The sequence below is a fragment of the Rhizobium binae genome, from assembly GCF_017357225.1.
Classification (GTDB): Bacteria; Pseudomonadota; Alphaproteobacteria; order Rhizobiales; family Rhizobiaceae; genus Rhizobium; species Rhizobium binae.
In genome coordinates this window covers 3728646-3746364 of the sequence record NZ_CP071604.1, presented here as the reverse complement: position 1 = coordinate 3746364, position 17719 = coordinate 3728646, and the positions used below count along the sequence as shown (strand labels likewise).

General features: G+C 60.2%; 16 protein-coding genes, 1 tRNA gene and 2 pseudogenes. 12 read left to right on the top strand and 7 right to left on the bottom strand.

Features of this window, described 5'->3' with window-relative positions; all coding sequences use genetic code 11:
- Positions 1–2 precede the first annotated feature (2 nt).
- From tilS to serA, 6 genes are all read left to right on the top strand, one after another.
- Positions 3–1463 carry a tRNA lysidine(34) synthetase TilS gene (gene tilS / locus J2J99_RS18330; protein WP_168296114.1) on the top strand — a complete coding sequence of 487 codons (1461 nt, stop codon included), beginning with the start codon at positions 3–5 and terminating at the stop codon, positions 1461–1463.
- A 96-nt stretch (positions 1464–1559) separates the two neighbouring features.
- Entirely contained in the window at positions 1560–3491 is a 1932-nt protein-coding gene (ftsH, locus tag J2J99_RS18325; protein WP_038691074.1) for an ATP-dependent zinc metalloprotease FtsH, read from the top strand.
- A 244-nt stretch (positions 3492–3735) separates the two neighbouring features.
- The gene (gene glmM / locus J2J99_RS18320; RefSeq protein WP_168296115.1) at positions 3736–5088 is read left to right on the top strand and encodes a phosphoglucosamine mutase; all 1353 of its coding nucleotides are present in this window, start codon (positions 3736–3738) and stop codon (positions 5086–5088) included.
- Positions 5089–5659: 571 nt separating this feature from the next.
- Complete coding sequence (locus J2J99_RS18315) at positions 5660–6496, top strand: outer membrane protein (RefSeq protein ID WP_168296116.1); 837 nt, start codon at positions 5660–5662, stop codon at positions 6494–6496.
- 185 nt (positions 6497–6681) lie between these two features.
- Complete coding sequence (locus J2J99_RS18310; RefSeq protein WP_168296117.1) at positions 6682–7860, top strand: phosphoserine transaminase; 1179 nt, start codon at positions 6682–6684, stop codon at positions 7858–7860.
- Positions 7861–7942: 82 nt separating this feature from the next.
- A complete protein-coding gene (serA, locus tag J2J99_RS18305) occupies positions 7943–9538 on the top strand; it encodes a phosphoglycerate dehydrogenase (RefSeq protein ID WP_168296118.1) in 1596 nt (531 codons plus the stop codon).
- Positions 9539–9616: 78 nt separating this feature from the next.
- Here serA and J2J99_RS18300 read toward each other — a convergent pair whose 3' ends face one another.
- A complete protein-coding gene (locus J2J99_RS18300) occupies positions 9617–9883 on the bottom strand; it encodes a hypothetical protein (RefSeq protein ID WP_168296119.1) in 267 nt (88 codons plus the stop codon).
- Positions 9884–10378: 495 nt separating this feature from the next.
- On the opposite strand from J2J99_RS18300, the gene mnmA reads away from it, so the two are divergent.
- The 3 genes from mnmA to J2J99_RS18285 all read left to right on the top strand — a co-directional run bounded on the left by mnmA (position 10379) and on the right by J2J99_RS18285 (position 12999).
- Complete coding sequence (mnmA, locus tag J2J99_RS18295) at positions 10379–11578, top strand: tRNA 2-thiouridine(34) synthase MnmA (RefSeq protein WP_168296120.1); 1200 nt, start codon at positions 10379–10381, stop codon at positions 11576–11578.
- Positions 11579–11716: 138 nt separating this feature from the next.
- Positions 11717–11793 (top strand) — tRNA-Met (locus J2J99_RS18290).
- Between the two features lie 546 nt (positions 11794–12339).
- Positions 12340–12999 carry a hypothetical protein gene (locus J2J99_RS18285; RefSeq protein ID WP_168296121.1) on the top strand — a complete coding sequence of 220 codons (660 nt, stop codon included), beginning with the start codon at positions 12340–12342 and terminating at the stop codon, positions 12997–12999.
- 213 nt (positions 13000–13212) lie between these two features.
- Here the strand turns inward: J2J99_RS18285 and J2J99_RS18280 are convergent, their stop codons facing one another.
- Together J2J99_RS18280 and J2J99_RS18275 are read right to left on the bottom strand one after the other, a co-directional pair.
- A complete protein-coding gene (locus tag J2J99_RS18280; protein ID WP_168296122.1) occupies positions 13213–13530 on the bottom strand; it encodes a sunset domain-containing protein in 318 nt (105 codons plus the stop codon).
- 92 nt (positions 13531–13622) lie between these two features.
- Positions 13623–13992: pseudogene (locus J2J99_RS18275) on the bottom strand (thermonuclease family protein).
- A gap of 228 nt (positions 13993–14220) precedes the next feature.
- Here J2J99_RS18275 and J2J99_RS34730 point away from each other — a divergent pair.
- On the top strand, positions 14221–14550 hold the full coding sequence (locus J2J99_RS34730) for a hypothetical protein (RefSeq protein ID WP_168296123.1): 330 nt from the start codon (positions 14221–14223) through the stop codon (positions 14548–14550).
- Between the two features lie 281 nt (positions 14551–14831).
- Here the strand turns inward: J2J99_RS34730 and J2J99_RS18265 are convergent, their stop codons facing one another.
- Positions 14832–15863 (bottom strand): IS110 family RNA-guided transposase, encoded by a 1032-nt coding sequence (locus J2J99_RS18265; protein WP_168296124.1) that lies wholly within the window; start codon positions 15861–15863, stop codon positions 14832–14834.
- 188 nt (positions 15864–16051) lie between these two features.
- Between J2J99_RS18265 and J2J99_RS18260 the strand changes: the two genes are divergently transcribed.
- Together J2J99_RS18260 and J2J99_RS18255 are read left to right on the top strand one after the other, a co-directional pair.
- Positions 16052–16318, top strand: coding sequence for an AbrB/MazE/SpoVT family DNA-binding domain-containing protein (locus J2J99_RS18260; RefSeq protein WP_168296125.1), 267 nt, complete (start codon positions 16052–16054; stop codon positions 16316–16318).
- Between the two features lie 8 nt (positions 16319–16326).
- Positions 16327–16560: pseudogene (locus tag J2J99_RS18255) on the top strand (antitoxin Xre/MbcA/ParS toxin-binding domain-containing protein); the annotation flags it as partial.
- Positions 16561–16582: 22 nt separating this feature from the next.
- Here the strand turns inward: J2J99_RS18255 and J2J99_RS18250 are convergent.
- The 3 genes from J2J99_RS18250 to J2J99_RS18240 all read right to left on the bottom strand — a co-directional run bounded on the left by J2J99_RS18250 (position 16583) and on the right by J2J99_RS18240 (position 17705).
- Positions 16583–16780 (bottom strand): hypothetical protein, encoded by a 198-nt coding sequence (locus J2J99_RS18250; RefSeq protein WP_168296126.1) that lies wholly within the window; start codon positions 16778–16780, stop codon positions 16583–16585.
- A 56-nt stretch (positions 16781–16836) separates the two neighbouring features.
- Positions 16837–17127 carry a CopG family transcriptional regulator gene (locus J2J99_RS18245; RefSeq protein ID WP_168296127.1) on the bottom strand — a complete coding sequence of 97 codons (291 nt, stop codon included), beginning with the start codon at positions 17125–17127 and terminating at the stop codon, positions 16837–16839.
- Positions 17128–17387: 260 nt separating this feature from the next.
- A complete protein-coding gene (locus J2J99_RS18240; RefSeq protein ID WP_246763144.1) occupies positions 17388–17705 on the bottom strand; it encodes a hypothetical protein in 318 nt (105 codons plus the stop codon).
- Between the last annotated feature and the right edge of the window lie 14 nt (positions 17706–17719).

Genomic DNA, 17719 nt, shown 5'->3' with positions numbered 1-17719 from the left:
GAATGTCTCCGGAAGCCGCATCGCCTCATGCGGCGATCCTTCAGTTTCTCCTATCGCTTCAAAGTCCTGCGCGCATTCTCGTCGCGATATCGGGTGGCAGCGATTCCACCGGCCTGCTTCTCCTCCTCGATGATGCCGTGAAGGCCGCGTCTCATCTTTCGATTACCCTCTGTGCCGCCACCATCGATCACCGGTTGCGCGCCGGCTCCACGGACGAAGCGCAACAGGTTGCAGCGCTCTGCGCATCGCTCGGCATTCCCCACATTATTACAGCCTGGCAGGGCGAAAAGCCGAAAACCGGCATCATGGCTGCGGCCCGCGAGGCGCGGTACAACCTCCTGGCGGAATCGGCGGAGCGGTTCGGCGCCAATCTCATCGTTACCGGCCATACGCTGGACGATCAGCGCGAAACATTGCAGATGCGCGGCATGCGAACGGAGCAGCTTTCATCGGGTATCGCCGATGCGGTGCTCTTCGACCGGCGGTTCTGGATTTTGCGGCCGCTTCTTCTTTCCAGTCGGGCCGATATTCGCGCTTTTCTGGAAGATCGGGGTGTTCCGTGGATCGACGACCCCACCAATGAGGATGTGAAATACGAGCGCGTGCGGGTGCGCCGGCAGCTACCCGCCGATCGAGCGACGGAGACGGATATTCGCGCGGCCTGGGAAGCACGGCTGGCTCTGTCGCTGCGCGCCGCCGAATGGCTTGAGCGCCATTTCAGGCTTCATGGCGGCCTGCTTGGCCAAATATCTGTTGATGGTTTGCGACAGGATCGCGCAGTTCTGGACTATGCGCTCGGCCGTCTGACGGCCGTCTTCGGCGGACAGACATTCGTGCCGGGGAGGGCGCATATGGACCGCCTTCGCTCATTTGCCACCGGCGGGGAACCGGGGCGAATGACCGTCGGTCGAGTGGTGTTCGATCACAGGCGTGATGGGCTTTATTTCACGCGCGAAAGCCGGGGCTTATTGCCGCTGGTTCTGCGGCCGGGAGAGGCGGGGGTGTGGGACGGGAGGTTTTATGTGCGCAACTGGTTGGCCGCACCGGTCAAAGTCGAGGCCGCTGCAGCACACTCCCCGTCATTCCTGTGCTTGTCACAGGAATCCGTTGCGCCCAAGTCCCTGGGCGCAGGAGACATTACTCGCAGGCGAAAGCAGTCATTCACCGCGCGGACGCGCGGTGGCTGGATTCCTGTGACGAGCACAGGAATGAGGGAGGATATGCGGCACCTGCCCAAGGCCGCATGGAAGCGCGCCATTGCCTCTGCGCCCGCCTTATCCTCGGAAGGAGCCTATTTATCTCCGGAATCCGCCGGAGCGATCCATCTGATGCCTTATTTCGCACCCTTCGACCGCTTTTTGACACGATTTGATTTCATCTTTGCCGACAGGCTTTCGGCGGTTTTCGCGATGGCGCCCTATGCGGGACTGCCTTTTAGAAGTATTGACGGAAAAACCATCTGACCTGGGGGATTGCCTTGGCAACAGCACGGCGCAACCCTATGTTAGAACGAATAAGACCGTCGCCATGAGGCGGCTGTTCCAGTGCTGGGGAGTTCAATGAACCCTAACTTACGTAATTTTGCCTTGTGGGCGATCATCGCGCTTCTGCTGATTGCCCTGTTCAGTATGTTTCAGACGGCTCCGGCGCAGACTGGCTCCCGCGAAATCCCCTATTCGCAGTTTCTGCGTGAGGTCGATGCGGGCCGCGTGAAGGACGTCGTGGTCACGGGCAACCGTGTTTCCGGAAGCTATGTTGAAAACGGCACCACCTTTCAGACCTACTCCCCTGTAATCGACGACAGCCTGCTCGATCGCCTGCAGCAGAAGAATGTCCTGGTTTCCGCCCGGCCGGAGACGGACGGGTCCTCGGGATTTCTGAGCTATCTCGGCACGCTCTTGCCGATGCTTCTCATTCTCGGCGTCTGGCTGTTCTTCATGCGGCAGATGCAGGGTGGCTCGCGCGGCGCGATGGGCTTTGGGAAGTCCAAGGCCAAGCTTCTGACCGAAGCGCATGGCCGGGTGACCTTCGATGACGTCGCCGGCGTCGACGAGGCCAAGCAGGATCTCGAAGAAATCGTCGAATTCCTGCGTGACCCGCAGAAATTCCAGCGTCTCGGCGGCAAGATACCGCGCGGCGTGCTGCTGGTCGGTCCTCCGGGAACCGGCAAGACGCTGCTCGCCCGCTCGGTCGCCGGCGAAGCCAATGTGCCGTTCTTTACAATCTCGGGTTCCGACTTCGTCGAAATGTTCGTCGGCGTCGGCGCAAGCCGCGTGCGCGACATGTTCGAACAGGCGAAGAAGAATGCGCCCTGCATCATCTTCATCGACGAAATCGATGCGGTCGGCCGCCATCGCGGCGCCGGCCTCGGCGGCGGCAACGACGAGCGCGAGCAGACGCTGAACCAGCTGCTGGTCGAAATGGACGGCTTCGAGGCGAATGAGGGCGTGATCCTGATCGCCGCCACCAACCGTCCCGACGTCCTCGACCCGGCGCTGCTGCGTCCGGGCCGCTTCGACCGTCAGGTCGTGGTGCCGAACCCTGACATCGTCGGCCGCGAGCGCATCCTCAAGGTGCATGCCCGCAACGTGCCGCTGGCGCCGAATGTCGACCTTAAGGTTCTTGCCCGCGGCACACCCGGTTTCTCCGGGGCCGACCTGATGAACCTCGTCAACGAAGCCGCCCTCATGGCCGCCCGCCGCAACAAGCGCGTCGTCACCATGCAGGAATTCGAGGACGCCAAGGACAAGATCATGATGGGCGCCGAGCGCCGCTCCTCGGCGATGACCGAGGCGGAGAAGAAGCTCACCGCCTATCACGAAGCCGGCCACGCCATCACTGCGCTCAATGTCGCTGTCGCCGATCCGCTGCACAAGGCAACGATCATTCCGCGTGGCCGTGCGCTCGGCATGGTCATGCAGCTTCCCGAGGGCGACCGCTACTCGATGAGCTACAAGTGGATGGTGTCGCGCCTCTGCATCATGATGGGCGGCCGCGTTGCAGAAGAGCTCACCTTCGGCAAGGAGAACATCACCTCGGGTGCCTCCTCGGATATCGAGCAGGCCACCAAGCTTGCCCGCGCCATGGTCACGCAGTGGGGCTTCTCCGATCAACTCGGCCAGGTCGCTTACGGCGAGAACCAGCAGGAAGTCTTCCTCGGTCACTCGGTATCGCAGTCGAAGAACGTTTCGGAAGCCACCGCGCAGAAGATCGATAACGAAGTGCGCCGCCTGATCGACGAAGCCTATACGCAGGCCCGCACGATCCTCACGGAAAAGCACGATGAATTCGTTGCGCTGGCCGAAGGCCTGCTCGAATACGAGACGCTGACCGGCGAGGAGATCAAGGCGCTGATCCGCGGCGAGAAGCCTTCGCGCGATCTCGGTGACGACTCTCCGCCGAGCCGCGGCTCGGCCGTTCCGAAGGCCGGCGCGCGGCCTGCTACGAAGGGCGACGAGCCCGAAGCCGGCCTCGAGCCGCAGCCGCATTGAACGGCGGCACCCCTCCAGACAGGGCCGGTTTTCCCACAAGGGAAAGCCGGCCTTTTCCATTGGTAACGGGATATAATGAATTTTCTCGGTAATTTACGTGCCGATGCCCACGATTTATGGCATCCCGATGAATTGAGGCAGGTCTGATTCATGGGTCCCGGAGTGACGACAGATCCTTTTTGAAGACAGATTCGCTGAAATGTGGCGCTGTCTTGAATGGCGCGCGGAACGCGCAGGAGTGCAGATGAAAAGACGCTATTTCGGTACGGATGGCATTCGCGGTCAATCCAATGTCTTCCCGATGACGCCAGATCTCGCCATGCGGGTCGGCATCGCTGCCGGCACGATCTTCCGCCGCGGCAACCATCGCCATCGCGTCGTTATCGGCAAGGATACGCGCCTTTCCGGCTATATGCTCGAGAATGCCATGGTCGCGGGTTTCACTGCCGCCGGCCTTGATGCCTTCATCCTCGGCCCGATCCCGACGCCTGCCGTCGCCATGCTGACCCGCTCGCTGCGCTGCGATATCGGCGTGATGATCTCCGCTTCGCACAATCCTTACGAGGATAACGGCATCAAGCTGTTCGGCCCCGACGGCTATAAGCTGTCCGACGACATCGAGGCCGAGATCGAGGATTTACTCGAGAAGGATCTGAGCACGCAGCTCGCCAAGTCCGATGACATCGGCCGCGCCAAGCGCGTCGACGGCGTCCATGACCGTTATATCGAACACGCCAAGCGCACCCTGCCGCGCGACGTGACCCTGCAGGGCCTGCGGATCGCCATCGACTGCGCCAACGGCGCTGCCTATAAGGTGGCGCCTGCCGTGCTCTGGGAGCTCGGCGCCGACGTCGTCACCATCGGCAACGAGCCGAACGGCACCAATATCAATCTCAACTGCGGCTCCACCAGTCCGGTCGCGCTGCAGAAGAAGGTCGACGAGGTCCGTGCCGATATCGGCATCGCGCTCGATGGCGATGCAGACCGCGTCATCATCGTCGATGAGAATGGTTCGATCGTCGACGGCGACCAGCTCATGGCGGTCATTGCCGAGAGCTGGGCTGAGAGCCAGCAGCTGCGCGGCAATGGCATCGTCGCCACTGTCATGTCCAACCTCGGCCTCGAGCGCTTTCTCGACGAGCGCGGCATGGCGCTCGCCCGCACGAAGGTCGGCGACCGTTATGTTGTCGAGCATATGCGCCAGCACAATTACAATGTCGGCGGCGAGCAGTCGGGCCATATCGTGTTGTCGGATTACGGCACGACGGGCGACGGATTGGTTGCCGCCCTGCAGATCCTTGCCGCCGTGAAACGCACCGGCAGGACCGTCAGCGAGGTCTGCCGCCGTTTCGAGGCGGTGCCGCAGCTGCTGCGTAATGTCCGCATCAGTGGCGGCAAGCCGCTGGAGGATATCCAGGTGCAGAAGGCGATCGCCGATGCCGAAGCCGAGCTTGCCAAGACCGGGCGACTTGTCATCCGCCCCTCCGGCACCGAGCCGCTGATCCGCGTCATGGCCGAGGGCGACGATCGCGCGCAGATCGAGCGCATCGTCAACGAGCTGATCGGCACGATTTCAAACGTTCGTAGCGCTGCCTGATCCCTTGGGGATTGGCGAGGCACTCTCTCCGTCCTCATCCTGAGGCGCCCCGCAGGGGCCTCGAGACGGGGACGGTCACCGGTGCGCTATGCAACAATACGGATCTGCTGTGGCGTGCTGCCACCCGCCGCCGACCGGGTGCTTGGCTGATGGGCTGGTCGGGGCTGCTTTGTTCGCGAAGCTGCGTTCGACGCTATGCTTTACGGCACTAAATCCAGCGGAAGTATCAACCCACTTGGTGCGTGGCTGGGGGCGACCGTCATCGCCAATTTATCACTCGCCGGTGATGCTCATATGCCGTGCCACGACTGGGCGAATATTACGGGAAGAGCCGGTGGGCGGTGCCGGCTTTCTTGTTAAATCCGTTATTCGAGCCAAATCGCTCGGCAGTTCGTCGTTTCCAAGACTTCTACCGCAGCAATCCATGTTTCCTCTGCCGGAAGCTTCAAGATCTACAGTAAATAATCGTGGTTAAGCAGCTTTTAACGTTTCCGGTTCATTATCCATACGAAGCGTATCAGATTGGCAGCGACTTGAGCCTGCCGATGTAACGGATTTTGGAGTGGGATCCATGAAAAGAAGCTTGTCCGGCATCTTCGCGGCATTGTTGATCGCGACAAACGCCTATTCCGCGGACCTGGCTCCGGCCGAGCCCATCCCGGAGCAGCCGCCCGAGGTAACGGTCAGTGAGGCGACGGGCTGGTACCTGCGCGGCGATGTCGGCTATGCCTTTACCGATCTGCGCGGCGCCCGCTATTTCCAGGGTAGCAATGCCAACGAAGTCGATTTCGACGACGCTGACCTCGACGACGCATGGACGATTGGCGGCGGTGTCGGCTATCAGATCAACAGCTACCTCCGCACCGATCTGACCTTCGACTATCTCACGGAAGCTGATTTCCGCGGCTCGACGCTTGGCCAGTGCGGCTTCCCGCTGGTGGATTGCACCTCGACAGATCGCTCTTCGCTCACCGCCTACACGCTGCTGGCCAATGCCTATGTCGATCTCGGCACCTACGGCTACGTCACGCCTTATGTCGGCGCCGGTATCGGCGGCTCCTACGTCAAGTGGAAAAACCTGCGCAACGTCGCCTGCGCCGATGACGGCAGCTTCTGCGATGACGAGGTCACCCATGGCGGCAAGGGCAACTGGCGCTTCACCTATGCCCTCATGGCCGGCGCCTCGATCGACGTGACCTGCAACTTCAAGGCCGATGTCGGTTACCGCTATCTCCATATCGATGGCGGCAACATGTTCGGCTATGCCGAAAATGGCGGTCCGGGCCGTGACAAGGGCCTCAGCGCCCACGAAGTCCGCGTCGGCGGCCGCTACCTCTTCGGTGGATGCGCCCAGCCTGTCGCCTACGAGCCGCCGGCAATCCCGCTGCAGCAGCCGGTCTACAAGTAAAACGCAATCATCCTCAATTCGAAAGCCGCCCGGTCCGGGCGGCTTTTCGTTGCGTCAAGCGCACCTGCGTCAAATTATCTCCCCTCTGCGACACTTCGATCTTGACTATGACGCCGCCGATCCATACACACGGCGGCGGGACACCCTTCCCCAACGAAGGGCTTTCTATCTGAGAGGATAGCATCATGGCGAAGACCGCAAAGCCGGACATCCGTCCGCACAATACCCATTTTTCTTCTGGCCCCTGCTCGAAGCGCCCCGGTTGGTCGCTCGAAGCCCTTTCCGACGCGGCCCTCGGCCGTTCGCACCGCGCGAAGGTCGGCAAAGCCAAGCTGAAGCAGGCCATCGACCTTACTCGTGAAATTCTCGAAGTGCCGGCGGATTACCGCATCGGCATCGTTCCGGCGTCCGACACCGGCGCCGTCGAAATGGCGCTGTGGTCGCTGCTCGGCGAACGCGGCGTCGACATGCTCGCCTGGGAAAGCTTCGGCGCCGGCTGGGTCACCGACGTCGTCAAGCAACTGAAGCTCAAGGATGTGCGCAGGCTCGAAGCCGGCTACGGCGAGCTTCCTGATCTCTCCGCTGTCGATTTTGACCGCGACGTCGTCTTCACCTGGAACGGCACCACTTCCGGCGTGCGCGTGCCGAACGGCAATTTCATCCCCACCGACCGCAAGGGCCTGACGATCTGCGACGCCACCTCGGCCGCTTTCGCCCAGGAACTCGATTTCGCCAAGCTCGATGTCGTCACCTTCTCCTGGCAGAAGGTTCTGGGCGGCGAGGGCGCACATGGCGTCATCATCCTTTCGCCCCGCGCCGTCGAGCGGCTGACCAGCTATACGCCGGCCTGGCCGCTACCGAAGATCTTCCGCATGACCTCGGGCGGCAAGCTGACGGAAGGCATTTTCCAGGGCGAGACGATCAACACGCCGTCGATGCTGTGCGTCGAGGACTATATCGATGCGCTGCTCTGGGCCAAGGAGCTCGGCGGTCTCAAGGCGCTGATAGCGCGCGCCGATGCAAACGCCAAGGTCATTCACGATTTCGTCGCGGCAAACGACTGGATCGCCAATCTTGCCGTCAAGGCGGAAACGGCCTCCAACACCTCCGTCTGCCTTAAGATCGTCGACAAGGACATCGCGGCTCTCGACGACGATGGCCAGGCGAATTTCGCCAAGGGCCTGGTCGGCCTTCTGGAAAAGGAAGGTGTCGCCTATGACATCGGCCATTACCGTGACGCGCCGTCTGGCCTGCGCATCTGGGCCGGCGCCACGATTGAGGCGTCCGACATGCAGAAGCTGATGCCCTGGCTTTCCTGGGCCTTCGAGACGCAGAAGGCGCAGCTTGCTCAGGCCGCAGCCTGATGTAATCGCATCCGGCTCCGCCACAGGGCGGAGCCTCGCATCTCCATTCATCCATCGCTGAACATTTTTGAAGGAGTCCCTCATGGCACCTCGCGTTCTCGTATCCGACGAATTGTCGGAAACCGCCGTCCAGATCTTCCGCGACCGCGGCGTCGAAGTCGATTTCGAACCGCAGCTCGGCAAGGACAAGGACCGTCTGCTCGAAGTCATCGGCAAATATGATGGCCTTGCCATCCGCTCGGCCACCAAGGTGACGGAAAAGATCATCGAAGGGGCGAAGAACCTCAAGGTCGTCGGCCGCGCCGGCATCGGCGTCGACAATGTCGATATCCCGGCCGCCTCGCGCCGAGGCATCATTGTCATGAACACGCCTTTCGGCAACTCGATCACCACGGCAGAACATGCGATCGCGCTGATGTTCGCCGTTGCCCGCCAGCTGCCGGCCGCCGATACCTCCACGCAGGCCGGCAAGTGGGAGAAGTCGAAGTTCATGGGTGTCGAGATCACCGGCAAGACGCTCGGAGTCATCGGCGCCGGCAATATCGGCTCGATCGTCTGCGCCCGCGCCATCGGCCTCAAGATGCATGTCATCGCCTATGATCCGTTCCTCTCCAAGGAGCGCGCCGAGGAGATGGGCGTCACCAAGGTCGAGCTGGAAGAACTTTTCGCCCAGGCCGATTTCATCACGCTGCATGTGCCGATGACCGACAAGACGCGCGGCATCCTCAACAAGGAAGCGCTGGCAAAGACGAAGCCCGGCGTACGCATCATCAACTGCGCCCGTGGCGGCTTGGTCGATGAGGCAGCCCTTGCCGAAGCCATCAAGTCAGGCCACGTCGCCGGCGCCGCCTTCGACGTGTTCGAGGTCGAACCTGCCAAGGAAAGCCCGCTTTTCGGCCTGCCGAACGTCGTCTGCACGCCGCATCTTGGCGCTTCGACAACCGAAGCGCAGGAAAACGTCGCCCTGCAGGTTGCCGAACAAATGTCGGATTACCTCGTCAAGGGCGCGGTCTCCAACGCCATCAACATGCCGTCGATCACCGCGGAAGAAGCGCCGATCCTCAAGCCCTTCATCCGTCTTGCCGACGTTCTTGGCGCCTTCGTCGGTCAGGTCACCGACGAGCCGATCAAGGAAATCGAGATCCTCTATGATGGCGTCACCGCCAACATGAACACGCGGGCGCTGACGAGCGCGGTCCTCGCCGGCCTCATCCGGCCGCAGGTCGCCGACGTCAACATGGTTTCGGCGCCGATCATGATCAAGGAAAAAGGCATCGTGCTCTCCGAGGTCAAGCGCGACAAGACGGGCGTCTTCGACGGTTATATCAAGTTGACGGTGACGACCGAGAGCATGACGCGTTCGATCGCCGGCACGGTGTTTTCGGACGGCAAACCGCGCTTCATCCAGATCAAGGGTATCAATCTCGATGCCGACGTCGGCTCCCACATGATCTACATCACCAACACCGACGTCCCTGGAATGATCGGTTTCATCGGCACGACGCTCGGTGCTGCCGGCGTCAACATCGCCAACTTCCAGCTTGGCCGCGACAAGCAAGGCGGCGACGCCATCGCGCTGCTCTATGTCGACGGCGAGGTGGAGGACGGCGTGCTCGAACAGCTGACAGCCCACCAGGCAATCCGCCAGGCAAAGCTGCTGACGTTCAACATCGACTGAGTGTCTTTCCTCCCAAGGAAAAACGGAAAGTCCGGCGCCGGAAACGACGCCGGGTTTTCTGCCTCAGCAATGTATATTTCAGTGAGGCAGCCGCTTGCGGCGGACGATCTTGCCGAAGCGGGCTCTATCGTCCTCAGTCTCGGTGCGATGAAGGAAGGCGCGCCTGCTGCCGTCGAGACCCTGGAAGAATTCGTCCCAGGAAATCTCATCCTGCGTTTCCGAGGAAAAGTCGACGCGGACGGTTTCACTGTCGCTCGCGTCCTTGATGCGAACGGGATGGCCGCCTCGCCTTTCGATCCAGTGTCTGATCCTGTTGTAATCCGCCGTCGTGCCGAACCTGGCCATGAAACCCTCCGCAGCATTCGATTGCGACATTGATGCGAAGAAACGCATGATCGAGAGAATAGTTCCATAGGGTGATATTTAATTGCCAACGATTTCCGGTTGAGCTGGTGCTCAAGCATTCGTCATTTTGAAAACGGCGGCCGCAGCCGCATAATCGCATGGGCTGGAAGGAGGATGTATATGAAACGCTATTCATTCTCGATAATTGGACTGGCGCTCATGACCACCATCATCGCCAATCCAGGCATCGCATTCGCCTGCAACAAGCTGATCGGCACCTGAGCCGCACCCCCCCGCTTTCAAGGCGTGGTCTCGGCCGCGCCTTTCCTTTCTCGCTGGCGAAACCATCGGCCGCCGAAGCCGGCCCTTGCGTCCCGATACAATCCTTTCTATATCGATCGCTTATCGAAAGGCGGCCGATCCCGCCTGATACAGCAATCCGCCGCAATTGCAGCGCAAGGGTGGATGATGAGCGCGCAGAATTTGGCACCACCGTTGAACACACTGGATTTTGACAAGAAGCCGGAAGAGACCCGCGTCGTCGTCGCCATGTCGGGCGGCGTCGATTCCTCCGTCGTGGCCGGCCTTCTCAAGCAGCAGGGTTACGACGTGCTCGGCATCACGCTGCAGCTTTACGATCATGGCGCCGCCGTTCATCGCGCCGGGTCCTGCTGCGCCGGCCAGGATATCGACGATGCCCGCCGCGTCTGCGAAACGCTGGGCATTCCACATTATGTGCTCGACTACGAGAAGCGCTTTCGCGAGACGGTGATTAATCCTTTCGCCGAAAGCTATGTGGCCGGCGAAACGCCGATCCCCTGCGTCTCCTGCAACCAGACCGTCAAGTTTGCCGATCTGCTGGCGACCGCCAAGGAGCTTGGCGCTGATGCGCTGGCGACCGGCCATTATATCCGTTCGCGGCCGAACCCCTCGCCCGAACATCCCGGCCGCCGCGCGCTGTTCCGTCCGGCCGACGCCGACCGCGACCAGAGCTATTTCCTGTTCGCCACGACGCAGGAGCAGATCGACTATTTGCGCTTTCCGCTCGGCGGCCTGCCGAAGGCCGAAACCCGCCGGCTGGCGGAAGAGATGGGCCTCGTCGTCGCCAAGAAGGCCGACAGCCAGGATATCTGCTTCGTGCCGCAGGGCAAATATTCCGACATCATCACCAAGCTGAAGCCGAATGCGGCGCTGGCCGGCGAGATCGTCCATCTCGACGGCCGCGTGCTTGGGACCCATGAAGGCATCCTGCATTTCACCATCGGTCAGCGCCGCGGCATCGGCATTGCCACCGGCGAACCGCTCTATGTCGTCTATCTCGACGCCCGCTCGCGCCGCGTCATCGTCGGCCCGAAGGAGGCGCTGGAAACCCACCGCGTCTATCTGCGTGACGTCAACTGGCTGGGCGACGAGACGCTCGTGCAGGCCGCTTCCGGCGACGGCTTTGCCTGCTACGCCAAGGTCCGCTCGACACGGGCGCCGGCGCCCGCCGTGCTGCATGTCGATGTCACCGGCACCTATGTCGATCTGACGGTCGGCGAAGCGGGGATTGCCCCTGGCCAGGCTTGCGCGCTTTATTCCGCTCCCGGCGACGATGCCCGCGTCTTCGGCGGCGGTTTCATCGAGCGCTCCGAGCGCGAACCCGCCGCCGAGGCATCGCTCAAGGCCCTGCTCGCAAGCCCCGTCGCTGCCTGAAACCGATAGGAGAGGATGGGGCGGCCAAGCCCCACCGTTTTTCTCCATCATGCGCTTGACACAAAGGCGAAGCGCACCTTATAAGCCGCTCATCCCACGAGCCCGCAGCGCTTCGCGAGCAGGTATCGTTTGACCAGTGGCGGAGTAGCTCAGTAGGTCAGAGCAGAGGAATCATAATCCTTGTGTCGGGGGTTCAAATCCCTCCTCCGCTACCATCAATTTCCCTAACAAAAGCAGCGGTTTAAAGAGAAAAATGGCTCCGGACCTCCGGGGCCTTTGTCGCACGAATGTCGCAACAAATACCTTTGTTTTCCAACGTGTCCTTTTCCGTGTCGGCGTGTCCATGCGACATAAACTGCGACATCGATGGCCAAGATCGCCGGTCCTAAAGGCGATGCTCGTGGCAGTCGCAACCTCCGAGAATACCTCGATGTGCTCTGCGAACTGTGGAACTTCGCCAGCCGGCGCTGATGACCATTTTCACCAGTGCACCCCCATCAGCGGCATCCCTGGGCAGTTCTCCCTTTATTCGACGGGTTGGCAAGTTTTGGTTGCCGTGGCATCATATCAACAGGTCTCAGATGCAGACCGAGTTCCGTAGCCGACCTGATCCTAGGCGACGGGGCGTCGAGAGCGAGGGCAAACCTCTCTCCGATTGTCGCGGTAAGGCATCGCAAAGCTGACTGGTAGGACGGCCCGACGAGCGTGATCAGGGGACGGCCACCTGCCTCTTCAATCTCAACCCTTGAGGAGGTTTTGTGATGTCCGAAGACACCACCCCTGCAAAATTGTTAACGCTCAATACCGTCAGGCAGACTCCGCTTGAATATACCAATGCCAAGGACTCCGTGGTCCGGGTCGGGGATGGCCGGGGGTTCGTGGCGCGAACGGTCCATAGTCCTATCATCATCACCTGCGCACATTGCCTGCCGAATATGCCGCCTGCCATCGGAGGCATAATGATGACCGAGGAGAGGACCTATCCCCGCCTAGTCGGCGCGCTCGGGGATGAGCCATCGATCACGGTGGAATGCCTGTTTGTCGATCCGGTAGCCGACGTTGCAGTGCTTGGCGAACCAGACGGCGACATTTTATGGAACGAAGCCGAAGCCTATGACGCTTTCGTTGAGGACCGGAAGGGCTTGCCTCTTGCCCTCGAACAAGACGCGGCATTTAACGGTGTGCAACAACGCAGCGGCGCATGGTTGACGCTCGAAGACAGATGGGTTCACTGCGGTTTGGGCATTACCGCCCGGTCGGTTTTGACTAGCGAACGAGCCAAGGCCGGGATGAGCGGAAGCCCTATAGTCCTCGATACGGTGCGTAGAACCGTCGTTGGCGTGGTCTCGAGCACCGAGTTTCACCCGCGACTTAATGCGGCATTGCCCGCTTGGCTCTCGCGGCAACTCGTCCTGCGCTGATCACCGAGCGGTTGGCAAGGCGGCGCTGATGCCCCGCTTTGCCTCCCACCGGGCCGCCAGCGCGCTTCATCGATAATGGCCGGGGATTATGCTCCGGAGAGAACATTGCGTGCGTGGGGCCGTCTCTTTAGGCGGCACCCGGAAAACTTCGGCAAGCTTACCGACGCCATCTTCGGTCAAGTCCATTTCCAACGGCATGTCCACGCCAAAGCCTCACGATTTCGATTTCCGCCAGCCGGCCGCCCAAGCTTCAAATTCCGAGCAAAACCATCGTTCTCCATACTGGGGGCTGATCTTCGTCTGTGCGTAGTATTTCTGCCCCGGCACGTGGAAGATGCGCTCGCCCGTCTCGATGGAAACGTTGCCCTTGATCCGGCATGATAGTCCGGCGCCGCCAGAGGCGCTCCGTGAAGCCAGCATGTCGCTAGCGGTCCAGCCGCCGGCCGCACCAAATGCGACCGCGCCGATGACCAAACCCGGCGCCCTGAATAGCACCGATTTCTTCTGCGGATTGCGATAACTCTGACGCATCCCCATCCCCGTCATTTCGCGCGAGGATTGTAGCGACGGTTGGAGCACGGCGATATCCGTCCAAAAGGCGTAGCGCGCGGGGGCCTCGCCAACTAACCGCACCAGTCATTCCGTTCCTTCGGGCTCCAGGTCCGCGCGAAGCCCTCCCGCAGCAGCTTCTTGCCGATTTCTTCACCATTCGTTCGGTAGATGTTGATGAGCGGCCTGTGCGTTTGTGTCTTGTCCACCGCGCCGCTGAACATCACCCTCAGACTCCTTTCAGCCAAAAGCTCTTTGAGTCGTCCCTTGGCGATTAGCGCCAGTTTCCGTTCCTTCAAGCACCTCGCACGCGAACCGATCTCCGGCGTGTCGATGCCCGAAACGAACGGAATTCCTTCCCCAAGCAGTCGCATGCCCGTCGCATTTCACGGTGTCGCCGTCCACCGCCGTCAGCGAGGCGCACAGGATCACTCCGGCAATCATTTCGTGTTGCTCCAGCTCTTGATTTCGACCCAGAGGGACAATGCTCGGTGGACCACCGGCGCGTCAGACGGTCTCCTGCTTGTCTGCGACGTTGCACATTTTTCTATATGCCGCTTGCTATTCCTCAAGTATCTATCCATCGTCCCGTCCTGCGTCCCTTTTTTTGGCCACCCGCAAGTTTTTTCTCTCGGCAGACATGCTGACATACAACGCATGTGAGATTTAGAATTGAATAAAATCAATATAGCTAGGAAAACAATAACAATAATCTCTCTTATATATTTTATCTCCTTCTACGTATTGTTGAGGCAGATAGACTATTATGAAAGCTTCTACGAAGAAGTTTACGATGCAGCTAGATTCCAAGGCCCACTTCTTGGAATGCTGATTATGTGTCCGCAGGCTTACTTGATGATGATATTAGCGGTACGCTTGCATTTCTTGAAAGCAAATCGCGACGTAGTGAAGCCGCTAATGCGGATGTGGATAGCAATTTTTGTGTTCGGGGCGTCCCATCTCCTCGGCCCCGCTGAACAACAGCGCGATCCCTTCTGCTGATCAGCCTGCATCGTGGTGAGCGGGCCGCCCAGCTCTCGCCAGACGACCCGCGGTACGGGGATTGTATGGAGCGGCCATAGCCATGACCCAACATGCTCATCGGTCTCGTCGTCAAGTTTTAGACGGCGGCCATGCGTCGACACGGCAAGTAGGTGGCTATTATGTTCCTCGCACTCCAACGGCGCCTGTTGTGGTCCAGCCTGTCCTACTTGGAACTTGTCATGCTGCCGCTTTAAACTCCCGCACCTATTGGTATCCCGCCAAGAGCCGTGGTTGGAACACTAATTTCCTGCCAATTCCGCCGGCGCTTGGTAACCTCCGCCTTTGGTGAGCAGCGCCCAGACAACTCTCGCAGTCTTGTTGGCGAGCGCGACTGCGACCACTCTGAGCGGGCGCCTGTCCATAAGCCTCCGCAGCCATCCAGAGCGTGTGCCGAACCGGCGAGCCGCGCTAAGCACAGCCATAGCGCCAATATAAAGAAGGGAACGCAAATCAACGTTTCCCATCCTCGAAATTTTTCCCGATCGCAGCTTTTCGCCGCTCGAATTCGGCTTTGGCGTCAGGCCGAGCCATGCCGAAAAGTGGCGAGCGGATTTGAAGCAGCCGGGGTCAGGCACGTGCGCTTGAATTGCGCATGCTGTCAGGGTCCCAATACCGGGAATGGCCGTCAATCGGCGAATATCCTCGTCCTGCTTTGCATGAGCTGCGATCTGGTCGTCGATGCGCTGAATTCGCTCCGTAAGTTTCTCGATCTCGTCCAGGATTTCGTCGAGCATCAGACGCGCCGCCGGAGGAATGCGAGCGTCGCCTCGTTCTGGAAGTGCAGCGACAAGTTTGCCGAAGTTTGCAATGCCGCGATCTGCAACGAGGCCGAACTCTGCCATATGACTGCGCAGTGCGTTGACCGCATTTGCTCTTTGTCGGACAAAGAAGGTCCGCGTGCGCAGAACCATTGTCGCCCCTTGCTGCGCTGCCGTCTTCACCGGAACGGAGCGGACATCGGGTCGTTTCATCGTCTGAGTGATGGCTATCGCGTCGCCCGCATCTGTTTTCCCGCGGGTAACAAACGGCTTCACATACTGCGCCGGCAATATTCTGACCTCATGCCCTAAAGCGCTGATCTCTCTGGCCCAGTGGTGAGCACTTCCGCACGCCTCCATTCCCACGATGCAAGGAGGAAGTTTCTCGAAAAACGGAAGCAACTCGGCGCGACGAAGTTTCCGATTGAACACTGTTGCCCCTTGTGCGTCCGCGCCGTGGGCTTGGAATACCTGCTTGGCCAAGTCCAATCCGATTGTTGCGATTTCACTCATGCGTGTTCTCCTGCTGGTGTTGCGGCAGGAATATGTGCTCACGCGATGTACACTATGTGACCGATCTTGCGCCGCGTCGTAAAGACACAGGCTCAAGCAGGCCAGCGCTGTAAATGCTGTATATGCTGTATATGCTGTAAGTTCTGTAAATCAGAACTACTTCGCTTGTGACCGATTGGAGATTTCCGATGCCTTCCCTTTTCGTTACAATGAAAGGACAACTCACGTTGGGACGCGATTTGTTGGCGCACCTTGGTGTCAGGCCGGGGGAGCACATTGAAGTGGAAAAGCTTCCCAGGGGCGAACTGGGGATAAAGGCTGCTCGGCCAACGGGAACTATCGACGAATTCATCGGACGACATGCTGGCAAGACGAGAGAGCCGTTGACCATTGAAGAGATGAACGAAATCTCGGCCGCGAGATGGACAGCCGCCAAAGAGGATGTCTGGCAATGACCAATGTTGATGCCTGCTCGAAGGCGCGCAGCCTAGAACGGAGCGGCCACTCGCGTAAATTCGCAGAAATTCTTACGAAGGCGGCGGGTATCTTCGCATCTCATGCTGAGGCCGAGCAATGGCTGGAGCGCCCAGCCATCGGGCTCGACCAGCGCCGCCCGATCGATCTTCTCGGGACGCCCGCCGGCCTCGAACTTATTGAAGACTATCTTGATCGTCTTGAATACGGCGTCTACGCATGACGGACTTGGCGCGGGCCGCCTTTCACGTATCATCATCTTCAATGTCGGCAATGTCCTCAGCCAATACGGCAGCGTGTTCGGACAGAATGGCAGCCACATTGTCGAGAAGCATCGCCAGGTCGGGGTCGCTGTCGAAAAGCTGTTCCTGCTTAGCCTTCAGCTTTCCGATGTAGAAATTGTGGATATGCAGTGAACCGGTCATCTGCGCGAGGCTTGGCATGTCGATGCTCCACTTCGGGTTCGCACGTCGTCGGTGCCGGCCAAGAATAGCGCGGCTCAGGCACTCCCATCAACATCGCCATCTTCGTCCAGTTCGTGCACCGGCAGATAGGTGTTCTGCTCCAACCACTCCCGGACGATGAATCGGACGGTATCGTTGCGCGTCTTGCCGAACTCGCCAGACAGATCCCGGAGGGCTTCTTCAACGTCGTCGTCGAAGGCGATCGAGCTGGAGTTGCGCAACAGCAGCGCGGCACGGCGAAGAATGATCTGAAGGTCGGGTCGGGAGACGTCCGCGATCCGATCGGCGGCGTCTTCGAGGAGGGTAGCGGTGTCGGCCGTGGTCATGGCGTCTCACCCCGGCGTGGTTCTGTATCGCGGTCGGCGCAGCGGAAATCATTATCTACGACGATCTGCTTTTCAAAAGGACATCCAACCCAAACCCTGGGATATGGAGGGGCGCAGCCGCCGACGAGCGAAGCCAAAAGGGTAATGCAAATGCAGCGAGTCATCATATCCGCACTACAACGATCGTCGCGATTTTTGTAAAGGGCCGTAGCTACCTCCAACCCGTTGGCTCGGTTGGCGCAATCCGGCGCATGCGGCCCTCAACCGGGCGGTCGTGGCGCAAATTCCGACCATCCGAAGCGTGACTGCAACGCGAACCGGATCGCCTTCAACGCGACGGCGCCTCTCCCTCCGGCGATGCGGAGGAGGTGGAAAGTCAGGGCGGATTCGAGCTTCGCGGCGGCGATGTCCAGCTCACGCCGATAGTGTCGCCTCAATGTTTTCGGATCAATCTCCAGTGCGCGGCAGATTTCGCGTTGCGGAATGCCCTCGGCGGCAAGCATCTGGACGAGACGGCGTTGTACATCCGTCGGGCGATGAGGTCGGCGGCCGGGGTACTTTTCGGGTGCTTCATCCACGGACGGGAAAAACC